Below are 21,878 nucleotides of genomic sequence, written 5' to 3'. Positions count from 1 at the left end.
CATAGCATATTCAGAAACTACTAAATTGTACGGAGGTGAGGAACAGTTGGCAATTGATGATTCGGCCCAGATACCCATATGTTTTACGTTAATATTTCATCATGTAGGTAGGAAAGAAGCTGTTCCTCCTAATTTTAAATAGTCGAGTAACAGATTGTTTCCTCCTTCATGAAAAAGGAGGAACTACCGATGTTAAATTTACAAAGACAAGAAACAAAACATTCATACGATCAAGATCGTATGAAAACAAATAATGAATTATTGGTGGAAGTCGCAACACAAGATGCAAACAAGGCGTTACAACTTTTAGAAACAACAAAAGATGGACTCTCTAAACAAGAAGCGGCTCTTAGACTTACTTTATATGGCCCGAATGAAATAGCTCATAATAAAACATCACCGTGGTACATTCAATTTCTACTGGCATTTAAAAATCCGTTTATTTTTGTTTTATTAGCTCTCGGCGCACTCTCTTTTTTCACAGATGACATACAAGGAACCCTTGTCGTATCTGTAATGGTAATGCTAAGTGCAACGATTCGTTTTTTACAAGAATTTCGTTCTCAAAAAGCTGCGAATCAGTTAAAAGCTATGGTTCGAACAACGGCGAGCGTCTTTAGAATAGATGGATTTGTACACGAAACAAAAAAAGTAACAAATTTAAAGCAAAATTATACAATGGAAATTCCAATTGAAGAACTTGTACCTGGCGATATTATTTCACTTTCAGCCGGTGATATCGTTCCGGCTGATGTGCGTATTCTATCAGCTAAAGATTTATTTGTGAATCAGTCTTCTTTAACTGGGGAAGCACTGCCTGTGGAAAAGTACGAAAACTGCTATCATACAGAGAATAAACATATCTTACCGAAAAACATGAAAAAAAATTACAATCCACTCGATATGGAAAACCTTTGTTTTATGGGTACAAATATTGTAAGTGGTAGTGCAAAAGCTGTTGTCATCTCCACAAGTACCGATACGTATTTCGGCTCTTTAGCAAAAAGGGTTATCGGCAAACGAGTAGAAACAAGCTTTGATAAAGGTGTAAACAAAGTAAGCTGGCTCTTAATTACATTCATGCTTATTATGGCGCCTATCGTTCTTCTCATTAATGGATTCACAAAAGGGGATTGGCAAGAGGCTTTCTTCTTCGCTATCGCAATTGCTGTTGGTCTCACACCTGAAATGTTACCAATGATTGTAACTGCTAATTTAGCAAAAGGTGCCGTTAACATGTCTAAACAAAAAGTAATTGTAAAACAACTGAATTCTATTCAAAACTTAGGTGCTATGAACATTCTTTGTACCGATAAAACAGGAACTTTAACAGAAGATAAAGTTGTACTTGTCCGCCATTTAGATCCTAACGGTAATACATGTAATCGTGTATTACACTTTGCCTATTTAAATAGCTTCTATCAAACAGGATTGAAAAATTTAATAGATAAAGCCGTTATGAAGCATACAGAAGAAAACCAGAAGTTTAATCCATCCATTTTTCAAAAACTAGATGAAATTCCATTTGATTTTGCTCGCCGGCGTATGTCTGTCATCGTGAAAGATATTTCAGGTGAACATACAATGGTTTGTAAAGGAGCAGTAGAAGAAATTTTATCTATTTGTAACTACACTGAAGTAGATGGAAAAGTTGTTTCTCTTACCGATGACATGCGTTCAAATGTAAAACAACTAAGTGAGACATTAAATAGTGAAGGTATGCGTGTTATTGCTGTAGCTTATAAAAAAGATAGACCAATAAATGATACAGAGTACGCGGTACAAGATGAAAATGATATGATTCTCGCTGGATATATTGGCTTTTTAGATCCACCGAAACCATCTGCAGCTACTGCCATTCAAGCATTGCAGAAACATGGTGTACAAGTAAAAATTTTAACTGGCGATAACGAAATCGTGACAAGAAAAGTTTGCAAAGAAGTTGGATTAAATATCGGTGAGCCTGTCCTTGGTTACGAAATCGATTCTTTACCTGATAAAGCATTAGCAAAATTAGCCGAAGAAACAACTGTATTTGCTAAACTAAATCCAATGCAAAAATCTCGCATTATACGAGTATTACAAGGAAACGGACACACTGTAGGTTATATGGGAGATGGCATTAACGATGCCGTAGCGTTACGTGAAGCTGATGTTGGCATATGTGTTGATACTGCTACTGATATTGCAAAAGAGTCTTCCGACATTATTTTACTCGAAAAAAGTTTAACAATATTAGAAGCAGGCATTTTAGAAGGACGTACTACATTCGGAAATATTTTAAAATATATTAAAATGACAGCTAGCTCTAACTTCGGAAATGTATTTAGTGTATTAGTAGCAAGTGCTTTCATCCCCTTCTTGCCGATGCTTGCCATTCACCTTTTAATTCAAAACTTACTTTATGATATTTCACAACTGTCTATCCCATGGGACAAAATGGATAAAGAGTTTTTAGACAAACCAAGAAAATGGGATACTGCCAACTTACGAAACTTCATTATTTGCATCGGTCCCATTAGTTCCATATTTGATATTATCACATACGTAGTCATGTGGAACGTCTTCGGTGCAAATACAGCTAGCGAACAATCATTATTCCAATCTGGTTGGTTTGTCGTTGGATTGCTAACACAAACTTTAATTGTTCACATGATAAGAACACAGAAGATTCCGTTCATTCAAAGTACTGCATCAATACCGGTTCTTTTATTAACCGCTTGTATTATGGCAATCGGAATTTATATTCCATTCTCGCCACTTGGAGCAGCCGTTGGATTACAAGCATTACCACTTAGCTACTTCCCTTGGTTAATAGGAATACTATTAGGCTATGCTTTCTTAACACAGTTCCTAAAAAAAGTTTATATTAAAAAGTTTCATAGCTGGTTATAAAGTGAAGCTTTCATCAGCCCGCAAATAGTGGGATAAAAATGAGAATGAGCAGGTACTCCCCACGCATTCTCAAAAATATAACATGGACTTATATGTATGGAGGTGACCATGATGGTATGGTATGACATTGTATTAAGATTATTTATCGCAATTATTGTAGGTGCTTGCATCGGAATGGAACGGCAATGGAGACACAGGATGGCTGGATTACGGACAAATGCTCTCGTATCACTTGGTGCCTGTATATTTGTTTTATTATCCGTCATGCTTGATCACGATGCTAGCCCCTCACGTATTGCTGCTCAAGTCGTTAGTGGGATTGGTTTTTTAGGAGGCGGCGTTATAATCCGCGATGGTTTTAGTATTAGAGGGCTTAATACAGCAGCTACTCTATGGTGCGCAGCTGCTGTTGGTACTCTTACAGGTGCTGGTTTCCTCGTTGCAGCTATATTAGGTGCAGCCGGCGTTTTACTAGCAAATATACTACTTCGCCCAATCGCTCTCTTTATGAATCAGAAATCAAAAGAAGAATCACCTGAACAAACGAATTACTTACTTTCTCTTACTTGTTCAGAGGAACATGAATCCCATATTCGTTTTTTACTTATGCACATGGTAAGTTCTGAAGGCATCGGTTTAAAAGAATTGTATAGCGAAGACGTAGATTCTAATCAAAAAGTGTGTATACAAGCTACATTACATTGCAGTACAAATGCAGCAGTCCTAATTGAAAAAGTAGTAGGTAGAATGCTATTAGAATCTGATGTTACTGCAGCTGGTTGGAAAACTTCATTAGATTTAGAGGTAAGTTAAAAATGAAAGGTGTCATGATATTTACAGCTTCATGACACCTTCTACATAAACTTATTTTCTAACTTTTGCTGAAAAGACTTTTCTTGCTTACGTAATAATTGACTACCTCGTTGTAAAATCGGCATTCCATACTTATCATTAATTTGATCGATGACAGCAAGTAGCGGCTCTTCTTTCGCATCTTCTTCAAATGAAAACAAATCTAATTGTTTCACCGATTCTGTCTTCCACTCTATTTCAGTAGCTGTAACACCTAGTAAACGAACGGAATCACCGTCCCAATGTTGCTTCCATAAACGAGATGCTGCCTGAAAAATATCTCGTTCTTCCCAAATCGCATTTTTCAATTGCTTACTCCGCGTTACTGTCCGCCTATCATGATATTTAATCATAATTTGAATATTATAGCTGACAAGCGTTCGCTTTTGTAATCTTTTACTCACTGATTTTGATAGCCGTTCTAACATATCAAGTAATTCTTTCTCTTCATCCATATCCTTTGAAAAAGTCATCGAATTACCGACACTTTTATGTTGTCCCATTTGACTCGGATCAACTTCCCTATCATCCATACCTTTTGCCCGCTGTTGTAAATCAACGCCATGCTTTCCAATTTTAGCGCGAATGATATGTTCGTTTCCTTTTGCTAACTGCTCAATTGTTTGTATATGAATATCATTTAATTTTTCAGCTGTTTTTTCTCCAATTCCATGCATTGCTTCAACTGGAAGTGGCCAAATCATTTCTGGAATATCTCGTTTTCGAAGCACCGTAATACCGAGAGGCTTTTTCATATCAGAAGCTGTTTTTGCTAGGAAAAGGTTAGGAGCAATTCCGATGCTACACGGAAGCTGTAACTCTGTTAATAACGCCTGCTGAATCATCTTTGCTATTTCAAGAGGTGAACCGAGTGCGTAGCAATCTGTAATATCTAAATACCCCTCATCTATAGAGACTGGTTGTATTTTTTCCGTAAAACGGGAAAGAATTTGAAACATTTGAAATGAAGCTTCACGATATAATGTAAAATTAGGACGCATTACAACTAATTGCGGGCATAACCTTTTTGCTTCCCAAAGAGGCATCGTTGTACGTATTCCATAGTCTCTTGCCTCATAACTACATGTTATAATAATTCCTTTTCTTTCTTTTTCATTTCCAGCAACTGCTAACGGCTTCCCTTGTAATGATGGGTCATGAGCAATTTCAACAGATGCGAAAAAACAATTCATATCTACATGCAAAATAACACGACCATTTTTCGGATACATTTCTCGCACAGTACTCACTCCCTAATCAGAACGTTCGTTCTTTCATTATATCAAATTTTGCATAATAGTTATAATAATTGCTTGTTCTTTTCCTTTCATACATTTGATATAATTTACATAAAATGTATAAAATCACAAAAAGGGATGATTATGATGAAATCAACTAATAAACTCAACTATACGTTCCTTGTGATTATATTAATCATAGCCATTAATTATTTACTGCTTCCTATTTTTAATATTAATACGTTTGGGTTCTTCCCTCGCCTAGTACATATAGCAACAACTTATATATTGCCATGGATTTTCTTATATTGGCTGATCCGCCTTGTAAAAGCAATCGAATCCAAATAAAAAGCGTGTAAATCAATTGTGATTTACACGCTTTTTCTATTCCATTACTTCGCTACTTCTTCAATAATTGCTATAACTAATTCTGCTGTTTTCGCTAATTCTTCAACAGGAATCTTTTCGTTTGTTGTATGAATTTCTTCATAACCAACCGCTAAGTTAACTGTTGGAATACCGTGTCCTGCAATTACGTTTGCATCACTTCCGCCACCACTTTGGTGAAGAGAAGGTGTACGACCAATGTTTTCAGCTGCACGTTTTGCAACTTCTACAACGTGATCGCCCTCAGCAAATTTAAATCCTGGGTACATAACGTTTACTTCAACGTCTGCATGACCACCCATTTCTTTTGCAGTTGTTTCAAATGCTTCTTTCATTTTTGCAACTTGTGCTTCCATTTTTTCATTGATTAAAGAACGCGCTTCTGCAAAGATTTGTACATGATCGCAAACGATATTTGTTTGTGTACCACCTTCAAAACGTCCAATATTTGCAGTTGTTTCAGAATCAATACGACCAAGTGGCATCTTCGCAATTGCTTTCGCTGCGATAGTAATTGCAGATACACCTTTTTCTGGTGCTACACCAGCATGAGCTGTTTTCCCACGAATAATTGCATTCACTTTCGCTTGTGTTGGAGCTGCAACAACGATTTCACCAACTTTTCCATCGCTATCTAATGCGTAACCGTATTTCGCTGTAATGCGCTCACGATCTAATGCTTTTGCACCAACAAGACCAGATTCTTCTCCAACTGTAATAATAAATTCAATTTTACCATGAGGGATGTTTTTCTCTTTTAAAACACGAATTGCTTCGAACATTGATGCTAATCCAGCTTTATCATCCGCACCTAAAATCGTAGTACCATCTGATACGATATATCCATCTTTAATAGAAGGCTTAATTCCATTACCAGGAACTACTGTATCCATATGAGAAGTAAAGTAAATTGTATCAACACCATCTTTTGTTGCTGGTAAAGTACAAATTAAATTACCTGCACCATGCCCAGTAACAGCCATTGTGTCATCTTCAAATACTTCTACACCTAAATCTGTAAACTTCTTTGTTAATACTTTACAAATTTCTGCTTCAAATTTCGTTTCAGAATCTACTTGTACTAATTCCATAAATTCATTTACTAAACGTTCTTGATTAATCATAAGACTGCGCCTCCTGCACTACCATTATGTATGTAACACTATTAATTATAACAGAATTTCGCAAAAGTTTCGAAATACAAGACAAAAAACAGACGGTTTATATGTCTAGATAACCATCTGCTTTCTATTACTCATTTAACAATACCCAGCGCATATGATCTTCCCATACTCCATTAACCATTAACATTTTCCTAGACACGCCCTCATATTGAAAGCCTATCTTCGTCACTACTTGTATAGATGCTAAATTTCGTGGCATAATCGGTGCTTCTATACGATGTAACTGAAATTCTTCAAAAGCAACTTGAATCGCTTTTCTAAGCGCTTCTGTCGTATAACCTTTGTTTAACTCTGCCTTATCTAATTTATAGCCGAGTACACAAGATTGATAAATTCCGCGAACAATTAAATTAAATGAAATACATCCAATTATTTTCGTATCATCACCCTTTTTAAAAATCCAAAGCCTGATGATTTTACCTTCTGCAAACTCTTTTCTATCCTTTTGTAACTTTTTCTTCTGATAATCTAACGTAAAAAAATCATCCGGTCTATACTCTTCCCAAGCTTTTAAAAATTCACGATTTCTGTCGTAATATTGAAGAACTTTTTCAGCATACGACTCATCAATTTCCCTTAAATGTAAACGATTTGTTTCATATATTTTCATCATCGTATCTCCATTCTTCAGCTTGCATAACAAAAAACTTATACTCTATCATTAATTATATATTCTCTACATACATACAAATTTCCTGTTATACTTTACACGCACTTCTCGAATTTTGTCACTTCTCTCCCCTTGTCCACAATATCATTTCTCGTTACAATGATATTGTACTGATTTGCAAGGAGGTTTAACGATGCATAAAAAAGCTCAAAAAGTTATGATTTATGTAATGCTAATTTCTATGCTTGTAACAACATTACTTGCTGGCGCAAGTATGTTTTGGTAAAAAGGACGATGTGTTCGTCCTTTTTTTACTTTTTACACATAACACAATAAAATAAACCATCTCGATATCGAGATGGTTTATTTTATATAAAGCACAATCGCTACAATACTAAAGGAGAATGACATTACAAGTGCTGTTATAAAACTTGTATATTGTTTCTGCTGAAATGCTCCAATAACAAAAGTAAGATTGAGTAATGCCATACATACAATTGCTACAAGATAAGAACATATATTAAAAGTTGCCAATATGAATGTAATAACAAATAGAAATCCCATAAAAAATTGCATATACGAAATTTTTGGATTCAAGTACATATGAGCAACCCCTTTATCTAATTTTTATCCTGATCGGTGAGGGCTGATAATCCGCAGGTAAAAAACATCCCACTGATTAAAGTTTCACTTTATCTTTCTATACTCTCATTAACTCATGGTTATGTACACATGTCAAGACAACTTATTGCATATGAAAAAGCCAACCTTTGTTGGCTTTTTCATATGCAATGGCTCCTTTTTCTTTTGCCAATTGCTGAAATGATTTTTTCGACTTCACAATCCATACTTTCGTTCCAATTGGAATGCGATCAAATAAATACTCCACATCGTTTTTCTTCATTCGTATACATCCTTGTGAAATATACTTTCCAATTGAACTAGGTTGGTTTGTTCCATGTATTCCATATTTACTTCCATCAGTTCCTCTTGCATTAAATCCAATCCACCTTGACCCAAGTGGATTTTTCGGTGACCCACCTGGAATATCCTTCGCAATATAATACGGATCCTTCGCTTTCATTACAACATCAAAAGTTCCCTCTGGAGTTAATTCATTTGTTTTCCCTGTCGCGACTGGAAAAACCTTCTGAATCTTCCCATCGTCAATATAAGCTAGTTTATTCGTCGCTTTATTTACAATAATGAAAGGATCTCCGGCACGTGGATTATCACCAAGAGGCCAAATAGGCGATAAAGAAAGACATAATATGAAAGAGAGAAGATACGGCATAGATAATTCCTACCTTCTATATAAGTTCTTTTATATTATCCTTTCCCTTAAAGCGACTTTTAATGAGTAAATATTGTTCCATTTCGTATACAAGTTGAACAAGTTTCGCACGTATCTCAAATTCTTCACGTGTAACGGGCAATGGCATATCTCTAAATAATTCTCTCATTTCTTGAAGCTGTCTTAAAGAAATAACCCCGGTACTCTGAGGGCTAATAGCATTACTAATGTTTTCAACCACATCCGCAATCATGTCAGCTTGTTCATATGTCCACGATAAAGAAGCTGCTAACGGAATCATTCGCTCTAAAATTTCGAATTGTTGCATACGCATATTAAAATAACGATAGTAATAGTCATCTTCTCGCATAAATGCATTCTCAAGTTTCTTAAACGATAAATCTCTAGCTTCATTTAGCATATTTTCAGTTTCAATAAGTTCTGCCCCGCTCCAGCTACTTTCTCTGTTTCGTAAATACACGACCATTTCAAACAAAATTGTTTTAAAGTTACTTTCTATTGTATCCTGATACTCTTTTAGCTTATTTTCACTACTTGGCATATACATATTCACTAATAAAGCCACGCTAATTCCTATCGTTAATATCGCAATTTCATTCCCAACAATAAGCCATGTAATTTGTTTCAATGAATATAGATGCATCACAATAACTGAACTCGTGACAATACCTTCTTGAATTTTGAGCATAACTGCAGTCGGAATAAATGTAAGTAATAATATACTAATTGCAAGTGGTGTATATCCAATTGTTTCAAAAATACAAAACGCGAATACCATTGATAATACACAAGCTAAAAAACGATGTAGCGATACTTGAAGTGATTTACGTTTCGTATTTTGTACACATAATATAACTAAAATGCCCGCTGAACTATAAAATTCTAATCCTAATAACTGCGCAATAAAAACGGCTACGCCTGTCCCTATTGCTGTTTTTACTGTACGGTATCCAATTTTGAACATATCATTGCTCCTATATGTATAAACGTATTTACAGCTAGTATAAAAAAAGGATGACACAATGTCATCCTTTTCTACTTATTATTCACGTAACTTTTACAGATTACAATATTTTTTGTAAAAATTGTTGCGCACGTTCACTTTTCGGTGCTGCAAAAAATTCTGCTGGCACACTATCTTCTACAAGCTTTCCACCATCTAAAAAGAGAACACGATCTGCTACTTCTTTTGCAAATCCCATTTCATGTGTAACAATCGCCATTGTCATTCCTGTCGTAACTAATGATTTCATAACTTCTAACACTTCTTTTACCATCTCTGGATCTAGTGCTGATGTTGGTTCATCAAATAACATAACTTCTGGTTCCATCGCTAACGCTCTCGCAATTGCTACACGTTGCTTTTGTCCTCCCGAAAGACGATTCGGATACGTATCTTTTTTATCTAATAAACCGACCTTTTCTAAAAGTTTCTCGGCTTTCTTGTCAGCTTCTTGTTTCGTTACTCCTTTTACATTGATAGGAGCATACGTAATATTTTCTAATACAGTCATATGAGGAAATAGGTGAAAATGCTGAAATACCATTCCAACATTTTCACGAACGTGCATAATATTCGTTTTCGGATTCGTTACTTCTTCCGTTCCAATCCAAATGTGACCATTTGTCGGTGCTTCTAGCACATTCATACAACGTAAAAATGTTGATTTCCCTGATCCAGACGGTCCAATAATTGCTACTACTTCCCCTTTTTCAATCGTTGTTGTAATCCCTTTTAATACTTCATTTTTTCCAAATGATTTATGAAGGTTTTCAATTTTAATCACTTTTCTTCATTCTCCCTTCAATTGCCTTCCCGACTAATGTAAGAATAATGACTAGCATATAATAAATAAGTCCAACAAAAAGTAATGGTTCAAGATATTTAAACGTCTCACCGCCTACAATGTAAGCACGGCGCATTAAATCGGTCGCTCCTATTACTGTTACTACAGCCGATTCTTTCGTAAGTGTCGCAAACTCGTTTACAAGTGCCGGTAATATATTTTTTAAAGCTTGAGGAAAAATGATATTTCGCATCATTTTTCCGTATGGAATTCCTAATGCCATCGCCGCTTCTGTTTGTCCTTTATCAACCGCTTGAATGCCGGCACGGATTACTTCTGACATGTATGCACCTGAATTCAAACTAAATGCTAGTACAGCCGCCAAGAATGCTGGTATTTCATAACCAATTATTTGCGGGACACCGAAATAAATAATCATTAATTGCAATACAAGTGGTGTACCACGGAAAATTGATGTATAAAAATCTGCCGCTATATTTAATGCTCGTATTCTAGCAATTTTGCAAAGCGCTAATAACGTTCCTAAAATAAACCCAACTAACGCTGATACTGCTACAATTTTTAAAGTAACTTCTAGCCCTTTTAGTATATATGGTATCGAAGGCGTAATCGCCGAAAAATCTAAGTTCATTCTTTTCATTCCCCTCACAGAAAAGTGAAAGGCAGCTTATTTTTCGCTGCCAAACCATTTCTTCACTAATTTATCCATTTCTCCATTTTCTTGCATTTTTTTAATTACTTTATTAAATTCTGCTGTTTTATCACTATTTTTCGGAAGGGCAATTGCTGCTCCTACTTCTTCTGGTGCTTCTTTAATTTCAATTCCTTGTAATTCTTTCATTTTTTCTAAATAATTTTTAGCAACTGTGTCTTCTATAATTGCAGCGTCAAAACGACCAGCTTTAATTTCTTGTACGATTTCTGGTATACGGTCACGTCCCTCAACTTTGAAATCTACTTGTTTTTTAAATTCTGCTGCTTTCTCTTCTTGGATAGATCCTGTTTGTACCCCTACTTTTTTCCCTTTTAAATCCTCTACAGATTGAATATTAGAATCCTTTTTAGAAACGACCATGTTTTTCGCAACAAAATATATATCTGTGAAATCAACATTATTTTTACGCTCTGCCGTTGGCGTCATACCTGCCATTACGAAATCAACTTTTCCTGAGCTAAGGGATGCTAATAAACCACCAAAATCCATATCTTTCACTTTCACTTCATAACCAAGTTCTTTTCCGATATATTTAGCAACATCAACATCAAAGCCGATAATTTCATCACTTTTTGAAGCTTCTACGTATTCATATGGTTTATAATCTGCTGAAGTCCCCATAACCAGTACTTTCTTATTTTTTCCAGTAGCCTTTTCTTCCCCATTACTACAAGCACTGAACATACTTACAATTAAAATAAGTGCAAACGATATTGATAATAACTTCTTCATCTTTCTTCCCCCTAATAATGTATATTTAAAAGTTTAATAGAATATTTATTCGATGTTTGTATTGTATCAGCACTTTAATTTTTATGCAATATATAAAATAAAAATAAATAAAATTTCAATACAAACAACGTTTGTTATGTATAAAATATTGCATAAAACAACATAACTATGCATATCCCATAAATTTTAATACTAAATAAAAAAAGGCGGTACATCCACTTCATTGTGGACGTACCGCCTTTTCGCTTATATTTATAGTTCTTCACAATTCTCTTCGAAATAAGATTGTAGTTTTGCAATAACTTGCATTGGTTCATGACCTTCAATTTCATGACGTTCTACCATCGTTACAATTTTTCCATCTTTTAATAAAGCAAATGATGGAGAAGAAGGTGGATACCCTTCGAAATATTCACGAGCTCTTGCTGTTGCTTCTTTATCTTGCCCTGCAAACACCGTTACAAGGTGGTTAGGACGTTTATCATAATGTACAGAATGCGCAGCAGCAGGACGAGCAATGCCACCTGCACAACCACATACAGAGTTTACCATTACAAGTGTTGTTCCATTTCTTTTAAACGCTTCATCTACTGCTTCTGGCGTCGTCAATTCTGTATATCCAGCAGAAACAATCTCTTCACGTGCTTGGCGGACAACATCATTCATAAAAAAGTTAAAATTAATCAATCTTTTCCCTCCTCTAAAACTACCTATTTGTATCTTACCAGTTAATGTTTATGAAATACAAGTAAGTTTACTTGTATTTGGGTATAGAAAAGGTGTTAGAGCCCTGCTCTAACACCTTTTCTTAATGACCACGATGTTTTTGCTTTGCTTTTTGTACTTTAATTAAACGTCTTCTTTGTTTTTCAGCCTCTCGCTTCTCCTTAGATTGCACTTTCTTTTCTTGTTTATGCAGTTCATAAGATAAGCTAATTGCCTCTTGCGCCTTAGTAAAGCGGTTTACATTTACTTCTTTTGCTGCTTGTCGTATGATCCGCTTTATATTTTTGGGACGCTGTTTTTCTTTCACTTCCACGCCACATTTTGCAAAGTGCTGAAAATACGCTAACATTGAACCGTTCACAAATATAAGCACTTCTTCGTCTGAAGGTTCCGTTCCAAAGATATACCTCGCTCCATACAACTTCCCTTTTTCTTTACATGTAATGATTCCAACAAAAAATTGACCATCGTGATATACTGTCAAATCCACTGACAGCCCCTCCTTAAAAAAATTAGAAATACGGGACATCCCGGAGGGGAAGGTTACTGACATGAAATCATGCGTCTGGACTACCAACCAGAACTGTGTTTTTGTATTTCTTTCATTATTATTATATCTTTTTTTCCATAATCTTCATATATTCACCAATCATTTTTTTATGCGATCCTACAATATAATCAGGTAGTTCTGTTAGTGGGAAGAATGTAAGCTGAACCGCTTCTTCTTTATTCATAACAAACTCCCCTTCATATTCATCCGTATAATAGGCTGTCGTTACGGATTGAAATTCATCACCATTTGCTAGTTTTGTAAAATAATTCGCTCCCGAAAATACATTAATTAATCGCAAGTTCTTCACTTCTATTCCTGTCTCTTCATATACTTCACGGCAAGCTGTTTCTTCTGGTGATTCGCCAAGCTCCATTAATCCGCCAGGCAATCCCCATTTTCCGTAAGGCTCTGTTCTTTGCTGTAATAAAACATCCCCATTTTCATTTATAACGAGTACAACAGCACCAACTAAAATTAAAGGGCGATGACCAACTATTTTTCGTAATTCTTCTACATATCCCATCGTATCGCCTCCTTTTTCGTTGTCCACACTATTGTATCATATGTATGAAACGACAAAATGCGTATATTTTTCATTTTTTTAACAAAATATTTATTTTATGTGCTTCATCTACTGTAGCTAACATAATGGATTCAACTTCTGCGTTTTTCTCTAGAAATTCTCTCGCCCATTCTTCTGTTTTCCCTAATAAAGCAAGAACATCTTTCTGAATGCTCCCATCCTTTACTAATACAAATGAAACTGGAGATTTTTTTCCCGCCACTTTCAGATCAAGCCGTGAAACTGCTTCATATTCTGGATACTGAAATATAGAAACGACACCGTTCGCTTCCCATAATGCTAATTTAATCTTTTGAATATCACTCACATTTCGCATACGAAGTTCCGAAAATAAATATTCCACCGTAATTCTCGCTTTTTTCAAATTGCTAAAATCAATGGAACCATTGTGTATAAGAATAATAGGTGCTGGCTCTAAAAAGCGTCTCCATCTATCCCATTTCAACATTAAGACTGAGCTTATAATGTGAAGTACAACGAGTATGAACGTTGTAATCATTGATCCGAGTAATCCTACTTTTTCATCAGATAATGCGTTAGAAATATTTCCACCAAGCAATAATACTAATACGACATCTAAAAAACGAAGTTGCGCGATGGATCTTTGCCCCATCGCTTTCGCAACTAATATTAAAAATATGTATGCTATAATAGCCCGAATAACCCATTCACTATTGGAAAGATGCCGTGCCCCTTCAAAAATATGCATATGCATCACTTTGCACTCCTTACCCGTCTCAAACTGCTACTTTGTTTTAGTTTGCAACGTTTAAGAGCATATATGTAAAAAAGCTGATTCGTTTTTAAACGAATCAGCTTTTCTTACTTGACGGAAAACATATACTTTTTATACGTTTTTCGTACGGATAATATGAGACCCATCATAATCATATTAGAGAACAAGGAACTCCCCCCATATGATAAGAACGGTAATGCAATCCCTTTTACAGGCATTAATCCAACGATCATACCGATGTTTTGGAATATTTGAACCGTTAATATTCCGATTGATCCAGCACATAATAATGTACCGAATAAATTATCAGCAGAATAACCGATAATAATTGTTCGATATAGTAGTAATAGGAACAAGAATACAACTAACGCTGCTACGATAAATCCACCTTCTTCGGCAATTGTAGCAAAAATAAAGTCAGTATGCTTCTCAGGGATATAGACGTTCCCTTCGCCAAATCCTTTCCCTTCCATACCGCCACTACCTACAGCTAAGATCGATTGCTGTGTTTGATAACCTTGATCTGTATGTTCAAATGGATCTAACCAACCTAAAATACGTGATTGTTGGTGAGGTTTTAGTAACGTAACTAACTTATTAAAGAAGAAATCCTCATACCTTACGTAAATAAATATTAACGCCGATAGTATGGTGACTGGAATAACTGTACATAACGCTATCAATTTCTTCTGAATACCTGACATAAATAAAATACATGCAATTGCAGCAGCATATAAGAACACCATCCCTGTATCTGGTTGGCTATATACAACAGCCATAGGCGGAAGGGATACAAGCACAATTTTACCTACTAATTGTAAATCCGTTTGGAATGTCCTTGCCATATACTGTGCATTATGTTTCACTGCTATACTTGCTACTACGAGAAGCAATGAAATTTTGAAAAACTCAGATGGTTGAATTTGTCCAACTAACGGAAATACAAACCATCTTTTTGCACCTAATTTTTCAGGTGTGAAAGTGGAAACCGGTAGTATTTTCAAAAGAATAAGTGAACCAAATCCGACGATATAAAGTGGCCAAGACAATTTTTGTAATTGATCTAAGTCGATGCTTGCAACAAGCAATAACAATACAACTCCAATTATGTAGTTCAAACCCTGTTTCATCGCAAAGTTTGCCTCTCCATATTGGCCAGTTTGCTGACTGCTATATATAGCAGCTATACTCGTAACACATAATGCTAACAAAATTAATATTAATTTTACATCTAAACTTTTTAGAAACTCGGTACTTCTTTTCATGACATCCTCCTGAAACATTGTTACAGCAAAATAAAAAACCAGGAGTCAACATTCTTCATGTTTTGACGACTGATTACACATTATCTATAAAACACTTATATAGAATAACTCTCTTTTTCATACAATACAATATATTATACTACAGTTTCGTCAGTAAGATTTGCCAAAAAAATTATTCTTTTCTTATTTTATATCCATATACCATATATCAGCAATGTATTTTCATAAATTCCTAATACATAATCGTTCATTGTAAGATTACTGGGGAAGATATTATACATATAGTAGAATGTAGATGAAGAAATAAGATGATAAAAAGCTCGCATAAGCGAGCTTTTTATTAATATACAGATGTATTATTTTCTGACGTATTTTCTAAAATTTCTTTTACACGTCCTAAGAACTTACCACAAATTAAGCCATCTAGTACACGGTGATCAAGTGATAAACATAAGTTAACCATGTCGCGAGCACCGAACATACCATTATCCATAATTACTGGGCGTTTTACAATTGATTCAACTTGTAAAATAGCCGCTTGTGGATAATTAATAATACCCATAGATTGAACAGAACCAAATGATCCTGTGTTATTAATTGTAAATGTTCCACCTTGCATTTCGTCCGCTTTTAACGATTTCGTACGTACTTTTCCTGCAAGCTCTGTAATTTCACGAGCGATACCTTTAATCGTCTTCTCATCCGCGTGTTTAATTACTGGTACAAATAGTTCGTCCTCTGTTGCAACAGCGATAGAAAGGTTAATATCTTTCTTCTGAACGATCTTATCGCCAGCCCACATTGAATTGATTTGAGGATACTCTTTTAACGCCTGCGCTACTGCTTTTACGAAGAAAGCAAAGAACGTTAAATTAAAGCCTTCGCGCTTTTTGAAATCACCTTTAATTGAATTACGGTATGACACAAGGTTTGTCACATCTACTTCAATCATCATCCAAGCATGTGGCGCTTCGTGTTTACTACGTAACATGTTCGCCGCAATTGCTTTACGCACACCTGTTACTGGAATTTCGATATCGCCAGGCATTGTTGGTACAGAAACTGGTTTTGCAGCTTCTACTTTTTGTGCTACTGGCGCTGCTTTTGGTGCTTCTGGACGCACTTCTACTACTGCTGCTACCGCTTCCTCTTTCTTCGCACCTGCTTGCGGAATATTTCCAGATTCCACTAGCTTTAAAATATCTTTACGAGTGATACGGCCATTTGCTCCCGTACCTTCTACTAAATCTAAATCAACATTATGCTCACCTGCAAGTTTTAAAACAGCTGGTGAAAAACGTGGTTTTCCATCAGTTGGTTGTTTTGCTTTCGGTGCTTTTTCAGGCGTAGCTACTTCTGCCTTTGGTTCTTCTTTTGTTTTTTCCTCAACAGCTGTCGCTGCTACTTCATCTGCGCCTTCTACTTGAATAACACAAACTACTTCACCTACAGCTAACGTCTCACCTTCACCAGCGATTAATTCTTTCACAATACCAGTGAAAGAAGATGGTACTTCAGCATTTACTTTATCAGTCATTACTTCTGCAAGCGGATCATACTTGTTTACGTGATCGCCAACATTAACGAGCCATTTACTAATTGTACCCTCTGTAACGCTCTCCCCGAGCTGAGGCATTGTGATGTTTTCTACAGCCATGTATAGTCCCCCCGATTAAAATTCCGCAAGTTCACGCATTGCTTTTTCAACTTTATCTGGATTTACCATAAAGAATTTTTCCATTGTTGGTGCATATGGCATTGCTGGAACGTCTGGACCTGCAAGACGTGCGATTGGCGCATCTAAATCAAACAGACAGTTTTCAGCAATAATTGCTGCCACTTCACTTATAATACTTCCTTCTTTATTGTCTTCTGTTACAAGAAGAACTTTACCTGTTTTAGAAGCTGCTTCAATGATTGCTTCTTTATCTAATGGATATACAGTACGTAAATCAAGGACATGTGCAGAGATGCCATCTTGCGCTAACTTCTCAGCTGCTTGAAGAGCAAAGTGAACACATAATCCGTACGTGATAACAGTAATATCGTCACCTTCGCGTTTTACATCTGCTTTTCCAATTGGTAATACGTAATCATCCTCTGGCACTTCACCTTTAATTAAGCGATATGCACGCTTATGCTCAAAGAATAATACTGGATCTTCATCACGAATTGCTGCTTTTAATAAACCTTTTGCATCATATGGTGTAGAAGGAATAACAATTTTCAAACCTGGTTGGTTCGCAAACATCGCTTCCACAGATTGCGAATGATACAATGCACCGTGAACACCGCCGCCAAATGGCGCACGAATTGTAACTGGACAAGTCCAATCGTTATTAGAACGATAACGAATTTTTGCTGCCTCAGAAACAATTTGGTTTACTGCTGGCATGATGAAATCGGCAAACTGCATTTCAGCGATTGGACGCATACCATACATTGCCGCACCAATTGCTACCCCAGCAATTGCAGATTCTGCAAGCGGTGCATCAAGCGCACGATCTTCACCAAATTGATCATATAATCCGTGTGTCGCTTTAAATACGCCACCTTTTTTACCAACATCTTCACCTAAAACAAATACTTTCTCATCGCGTTCCATTTCTTCGCGCATTGCTAATGTAATAGCATCAATATAAGACATTACAGCCATGAAACGTTCCCCCCTATTCTGCGTATACGTGCTTCAATGCATCTTCAGGTGCTGCATACGGAGCATTTTCTGCATATTCTGTTGCTTCATTTACGATATGCATAATTTCGTCTAACATTTGTTTTTCAAATTCCTCAGTTAACACGCCAGCTTCTTTTAAATAAGCTGCAAATGTTATAATTGAATCTTTTTTCTTTGCTTCTTCTACTTCTTCTTTATCACGATAAACACGATCATCGTCGTCACTAGAATGTGCTGTTAAACGATATGATACTGTTTCAATTAAAGTTGGGCCTTCACCACGACGACCGCGGTCTGCTGCCTCTTTTACAGCTTTATATACTGCAAGCGGATCGTTTCCGTCTATTGTATATCCAGGCATACCGTAACCAATTGCACGGTCTGATACGTTTTTACATGCTAATTGTTTTTCAACTGGAATAGAGATTGCGTATTTATTATTTTCACACATGAAAATAACAGGTAGTTTGTGTACACCAGCAAAGTTTGCCCCTTCATGGAAGTCACCTTGGTTTGAAGAACCTTCTCCAAATGTAACAAACGTTACTAAATCTTTCTTTTCCATTTTTCCAGCTAATGCAATACCAACTGCATGTGGTACTTGCGTTGTTACTGGAGATGATCCTGTCACAATACGATTTTTCTTTTGACCGAAGTGACCAGGCATTTGACGACCACCAGAGTTTGGATCTCCAGCTTTCGCGAAAGCAGACAACATAAGCTCTTTAGCTGTCATACCGAACGCTAGTACAACACCCATATCACGGTAGTATGGTAATGCATAATCTTTCTCTCTATCAAGAGCGAATGCTGCTCCAACTTGTGCAGCCTCTTGTCCTTGACAAGAAATTACGAATGGAATTTTACCCGCACGGTTTAATAACCACATACGTTCGTCGATTTTACGTGCAAGTAACATCGTACGGAACATTTCTAATACTTGCTCATCACTTAAGCCAAGCTCTTCATGGCGCTTTTCTTTTACTTCTGCCATTTTTCATAACCTCCTAAATCCACATTTTTATGCGTGTAACGCTTTTCCATCTACAGCTAATGCTGCTTCACCAATCGCCTCAGATAATGATGGATGCGGATGAATTGTATGTGCTACTTCCCACGGTGTTGCATCAAGTACTCTTGCAAGACCAGCTTCAGAAATCATATCTGTTACATGTGGTCCAATCATATGAACACCAAGAATGTCATTTGTTTCTTCATCAACTACAAGTTTTACGAAACCATCTGATTCGCCGTATACAAGTGCTTTTCCGATTGCACGGAATGAGAACTTACCTACTTTTAACTTATAGCCTTTTTCTTTCGCTTCTTGTTCTGTTAAACCGACAGAAGCAACTTCTGGACTGCTATATACGCATTTTGATACCATAGAGTAATCAATTGGTGTAACTTCTTTACCAGCAATATGTTCTACTGCAACAATTCCTTCATGAGAAGCAACGTGAGCAAGTTGTAAGCCGCCGATTACATCTCCGATTGCGTAAATATGAGATTCTTTCGTTTGATAAAACTCATTTGTTTGAATGTATCCTTTTTCCACAACGATATCCGTATTCTCTAAACCAATATTTTGCGTATTGGCTTGTCTTCCTACAGATACAAGCATTTTTTCTGCTTTAAATTCTTTATTCTCACCGTTATGTTCAGCTTGAATTGTTACTCCGTTATCTTTTACCAATGTTTCTGGTAATACTTTTGCACCAGTTACCACTTTAATACCTTTTTTCTTGAATAGACGTTGCATTTCTTTTGAAACGTCCTGATCTTCTAGTGGTAATATCGTTTTCGCATACTCTAATACTGTAACTTCTACACCGAAGTCAGCAAGCATAGATGCCCACTCAATACCGATTACACCGCCACCAACGATAATAATCGAGCTAGGAAGCGTTTCCATTTTTAGAGCATGATCGGAAGACATTACATACTCTCCGTCTAATTCTAAACCTGGTAATGAATTCGGACGAGAACCTGTTGCAACAAGTACATTTTTTGGAATTAACATTTCATTCTCTTCTCCACTTGCAAGTTCAACTGAAATTGTCCCCGGCATTGGAGAGAAAATAGATGGGCCAAGAATACGGCCGATACCTTCAAACACATCAATTTTACCTTGTTTCATTAAGTGTTGAACACCTTTATGAAGTTGCGTTACAATCTTCTCTTTACGCTCTTGCACTTTCGCAAAGTTTAGTTCTACATTACTTGCAATAACTCCGAACTCTTCGCTTTTTTTAGCAGTTGCGTATACTTCCGCACTACGTAAAAGAGCTTTACTAGGAATACATCCTTTGTGCAAACAAGTACCACCAAGATTTTCTTTTTCAACAAGTGCAGTTTTTAAACCTAGTTGTGATGCTCGAATAGCAGCAACATATCCACCAGTACCGCCGCCAACGATGACTAAATCATATTCTCTTGCCATTATCTCAACCCCTAGCTACTGTTTGTTTTTCTCGTACAACATACTCTTTCGGCGCTTCTTCTTCACGTAATACACGAAGTGCTCCTTCTGCTAATGCTTGTAATTCATCTTCCCCTGGATGTACGATAACATCTGCAATCCAGTCAACACGTTCTTTTATTTCATCAACAAGAATTTTACTGTACGCAAGTCCACCAGTTAAAACGATTGCATCAATTTTCCCGTGAAGTACAGCGCTAGCTCCGCCAATCTCTTTTGCAACTTGATATGCCATTGCTTTATAAATAAGAGTTGCTTCTGGATCACCTTTTTCAACCATTTGTTCCACTTTGATCGCATCATTTGTACCGATTAGGCTTACAAGTCCACCTTGTCCAACAAGTTTTTTAACCATTTCGTCACGGTAATACTCACCAGAGAAACACATCTCCACTAATTGCCCTACCGGTACTGTACCCGCACGCTCTGGACTAAATGGGCCTTCTCCGTTTAAGCCGTTATTCACATCAATAACTTTTCCTTTTTTATGAGCACCAACTGTAATACCGCCACCCATATGTGTAACTAATAAATTTAAATCCTCGTATTTGTGATTTAATTCTTCAGCCACTTTACGAGCAACCGCTTTTTGGTTTAATGCATGGAAAATACTTTTACGTTCCATACCAGCAATACCGCTTATACGAGCAACCGGCTCCATTTCATCTACAACGACAGGATCTACTATGAATGCCGGAATATTTAATCCAGAAGCGATTTCATATGCTAAAATGCCTCCAAGGTTTGAAGCATGATGACCGCTAAACCCATTTTTCAAATCTTCTAACATCGAATCGTTTACTGTGTATGTTCCGCCTTCGATTGGACGAAGTAATCCCCCACGCCCACAAACTGCGTTTAACTTTGAAATGTTAATACCGTGAGAATGTAGAACTTCTAAAATCGTTTCTTTGCGAAACTCATATTGATCGATAATTCTTTTATATTTTCCAATTTGTTCTTCGTCATGACGAATAGTTTCTTCTAAAACGGGCCTTTCATTATCAAAAACACCAATTTTTGTGGATGTACTACCCGGATTAATAACAAGAATTCGATTTAAAGACACTGTTGCTACCTCCACTAATAAATTCAAAAGGAGGTGGAAACCTCATAAGAG

The 21,878-nt window shown here is 36.4% G+C and carries 22 protein-coding genes and 1 pseudogene; 4 read left to right on the top strand and 19 right to left on the bottom strand.

Features of this window, described 5'->3' with window-relative positions; translation table 11 throughout:
* Positions 1-189 precede the first annotated feature (189 nt).
* Together mgtA and AC1Q8N_RS10685 are read left to right on the top strand one after the other, a co-directional pair.
* Positions 190-2,895 carry a magnesium-translocating P-type ATPase gene (mgtA, locus tag AC1Q8N_RS10690; RefSeq protein ID WP_142330264.1) on the top strand — a complete coding sequence of 902 codons (2,706 nt, stop codon included), beginning with the start codon at positions 190-192 and terminating at the stop codon, positions 2,893-2,895.
* 111 nt (positions 2,896-3,006) lie between these two features.
* Complete coding sequence (locus AC1Q8N_RS10685; protein WP_116443035.1) at positions 3,007-3,708, top strand: MgtC/SapB family protein; 702 nt, start codon at positions 3,007-3,009, stop codon at positions 3,706-3,708.
* A gap of 41 nt (positions 3,709-3,749) precedes the next feature.
* Here the strand turns inward: AC1Q8N_RS10685 and AC1Q8N_RS10680 are convergent, their stop codons facing one another.
* Positions 3,750-4,988, bottom strand: coding sequence for a DNA polymerase IV (locus AC1Q8N_RS10680; protein ID WP_048546356.1), 1,239 nt, complete (start codon positions 4,986-4,988; stop codon positions 3,750-3,752).
* Between the two features lie 144 nt (positions 4,989-5,132).
* Between AC1Q8N_RS10680 and AC1Q8N_RS10675 the strand changes: the two genes are divergently transcribed.
* The gene (locus AC1Q8N_RS10675) at positions 5,133-5,333 is read left to right on the top strand and encodes a hypothetical protein (RefSeq protein ID WP_046957503.1); all 201 of its coding nucleotides are present in this window, start codon (positions 5,133-5,135) and stop codon (positions 5,331-5,333) included.
* A gap of 44 nt (positions 5,334-5,377) precedes the next feature.
* Here AC1Q8N_RS10675 and AC1Q8N_RS10670 read toward each other — a convergent pair whose 3' ends face one another.
* Positions 5,378-6,496 (bottom strand): tripeptidase T, encoded by a 1,119-nt coding sequence (locus AC1Q8N_RS10670; protein ID WP_048546358.1) that lies wholly within the window; start codon positions 6,494-6,496, stop codon positions 5,378-5,380.
* A gap of 127 nt (positions 6,497-6,623) precedes the next feature.
* A complete protein-coding gene (locus tag AC1Q8N_RS10665; RefSeq protein WP_002008488.1) occupies positions 6,624-7,169 on the bottom strand; it encodes a GNAT family N-acetyltransferase in 546 nt (181 codons plus the stop codon).
* A gap of 190 nt (positions 7,170-7,359) precedes the next feature.
* Between AC1Q8N_RS10665 and prli42 the strand changes: the two genes are divergently transcribed.
* On the top strand, positions 7,360-7,452 hold the full coding sequence (gene prli42, locus AC1Q8N_RS10660) for a stressosome-associated protein Prli42 (protein WP_000549038.1): 93 nt from the start codon (positions 7,360-7,362) through the stop codon (positions 7,450-7,452).
* A gap of 77 nt (positions 7,453-7,529) precedes the next feature.
* On the opposite strand, the gene AC1Q8N_RS10655 is transcribed toward prli42, so the two are convergent.
* From AC1Q8N_RS10655 to buk, 16 genes and pseudogenes are all read right to left on the bottom strand, one after another.
* Complete coding sequence (locus AC1Q8N_RS10655) at positions 7,530-7,769, bottom strand: DUF3894 domain-containing protein (RefSeq protein ID WP_000281162.1); 240 nt, start codon at positions 7,767-7,769, stop codon at positions 7,530-7,532.
* A 132-nt stretch (positions 7,770-7,901) separates the two neighbouring features.
* Positions 7,902-8,460, bottom strand: a pseudogene (locus AC1Q8N_RS10650) (L,D-transpeptidase).
* Positions 8,461-8,476: 16 nt separating this feature from the next.
* Positions 8,477-9,445, bottom strand: coding sequence for an aromatic acid exporter family protein (locus AC1Q8N_RS10645; RefSeq protein WP_098076649.1), 969 nt, complete (start codon positions 9,443-9,445; stop codon positions 8,477-8,479).
* Between the two features lie 100 nt (positions 9,446-9,545).
* On the bottom strand, positions 9,546-10,268 hold the full coding sequence (locus AC1Q8N_RS10640; RefSeq protein WP_098076652.1) for an amino acid ABC transporter ATP-binding protein: 723 nt from the start codon (positions 10,266-10,268) through the stop codon (positions 9,546-9,548).
* Positions 10,261-10,920, bottom strand: coding sequence for an amino acid ABC transporter permease (locus AC1Q8N_RS10635; protein WP_048546366.1), 660 nt, complete (start codon positions 10,918-10,920; stop codon positions 10,261-10,263). The genes AC1Q8N_RS10640 and AC1Q8N_RS10635 overlap by 8 nt, the downstream gene beginning before the upstream one ends.
* 36 nt (positions 10,921-10,956) lie before the next feature.
* A complete protein-coding gene (locus tag AC1Q8N_RS10630; RefSeq protein WP_000735475.1) occupies positions 10,957-11,736 on the bottom strand; it encodes a transporter substrate-binding domain-containing protein in 780 nt (259 codons plus the stop codon).
* 252 nt (positions 11,737-11,988) lie between these two features.
* Positions 11,989-12,402 (bottom strand): BrxA/BrxB family bacilliredoxin, encoded by a 414-nt coding sequence (locus AC1Q8N_RS10625; protein ID WP_001998211.1) that lies wholly within the window; start codon positions 12,400-12,402, stop codon positions 11,989-11,991.
* A 142-nt stretch (positions 12,403-12,544) separates the two neighbouring features.
* The gene (locus AC1Q8N_RS10620; RefSeq protein WP_000366594.1) at positions 12,545-12,952 is read right to left on the bottom strand and encodes a YjdF family protein; all 408 of its coding nucleotides are present in this window, start codon (positions 12,950-12,952) and stop codon (positions 12,545-12,547) included.
* Between the two features lie 121 nt (positions 12,953-13,073).
* Complete coding sequence (locus AC1Q8N_RS10615) at positions 13,074-13,538, bottom strand: NUDIX hydrolase (protein ID WP_048546369.1); 465 nt, start codon at positions 13,536-13,538, stop codon at positions 13,074-13,076.
* A 70-nt stretch (positions 13,539-13,608) separates the two neighbouring features.
* The gene (locus AC1Q8N_RS10610; protein WP_048546371.1) at positions 13,609-14,313 is read right to left on the bottom strand and encodes a DUF421 domain-containing protein; all 705 of its coding nucleotides are present in this window, start codon (positions 14,311-14,313) and stop codon (positions 13,609-13,611) included.
* Positions 14,314-14,420: 107 nt separating this feature from the next.
* On the bottom strand, positions 14,421-15,599 hold the full coding sequence (locus AC1Q8N_RS10605; protein WP_000831201.1) for an FtsW/RodA/SpoVE family cell cycle protein: 1,179 nt from the start codon (positions 15,597-15,599) through the stop codon (positions 14,421-14,423).
* 340 nt (positions 15,600-15,939) lie between these two features.
* Positions 15,940-17,256 carry a dihydrolipoamide acetyltransferase family protein gene (locus tag AC1Q8N_RS10600; protein WP_098068060.1) on the bottom strand — a complete coding sequence of 439 codons (1,317 nt, stop codon included), beginning with the start codon at positions 17,254-17,256 and terminating at the stop codon, positions 15,940-15,942.
* A gap of 15 nt (positions 17,257-17,271) precedes the next feature.
* Positions 17,272-18,255 (bottom strand): 3-methyl-2-oxobutanoate dehydrogenase subunit beta, encoded by a 984-nt coding sequence (gene bfmBAB, locus AC1Q8N_RS10595; RefSeq protein ID WP_000290073.1) that lies wholly within the window; start codon positions 18,253-18,255, stop codon positions 17,272-17,274.
* Between the two features lie 13 nt (positions 18,256-18,268).
* Positions 18,269-19,270 carry a 3-methyl-2-oxobutanoate dehydrogenase subunit alpha gene (gene bfmBAA / locus AC1Q8N_RS10590; protein ID WP_000852549.1) on the bottom strand — a complete coding sequence of 334 codons (1,002 nt, stop codon included), beginning with the start codon at positions 19,268-19,270 and terminating at the stop codon, positions 18,269-18,271.
* Between the two features lie 27 nt (positions 19,271-19,297).
* On the bottom strand, positions 19,298-20,719 hold the full coding sequence (gene lpdA / locus AC1Q8N_RS10585) for a dihydrolipoyl dehydrogenase (RefSeq protein WP_000090438.1): 1,422 nt from the start codon (positions 20,717-20,719) through the stop codon (positions 19,298-19,300).
* Positions 20,720-20,723: 4 nt separating this feature from the next.
* Entirely contained in the window at positions 20,724-21,827 is a 1,104-nt protein-coding gene (gene buk / locus AC1Q8N_RS10580; RefSeq protein ID WP_000056197.1) for a butyrate kinase, read from the bottom strand.
* Positions 21,828-21,878: the final 51 nt, after the last annotated feature.

It is taken from the genome of Bacillus sp. GW823-FHT06B01 (genome assembly GCF_058952315.1).
This window is presented reverse-complemented; position numbering and strand designations above follow the sequence as displayed.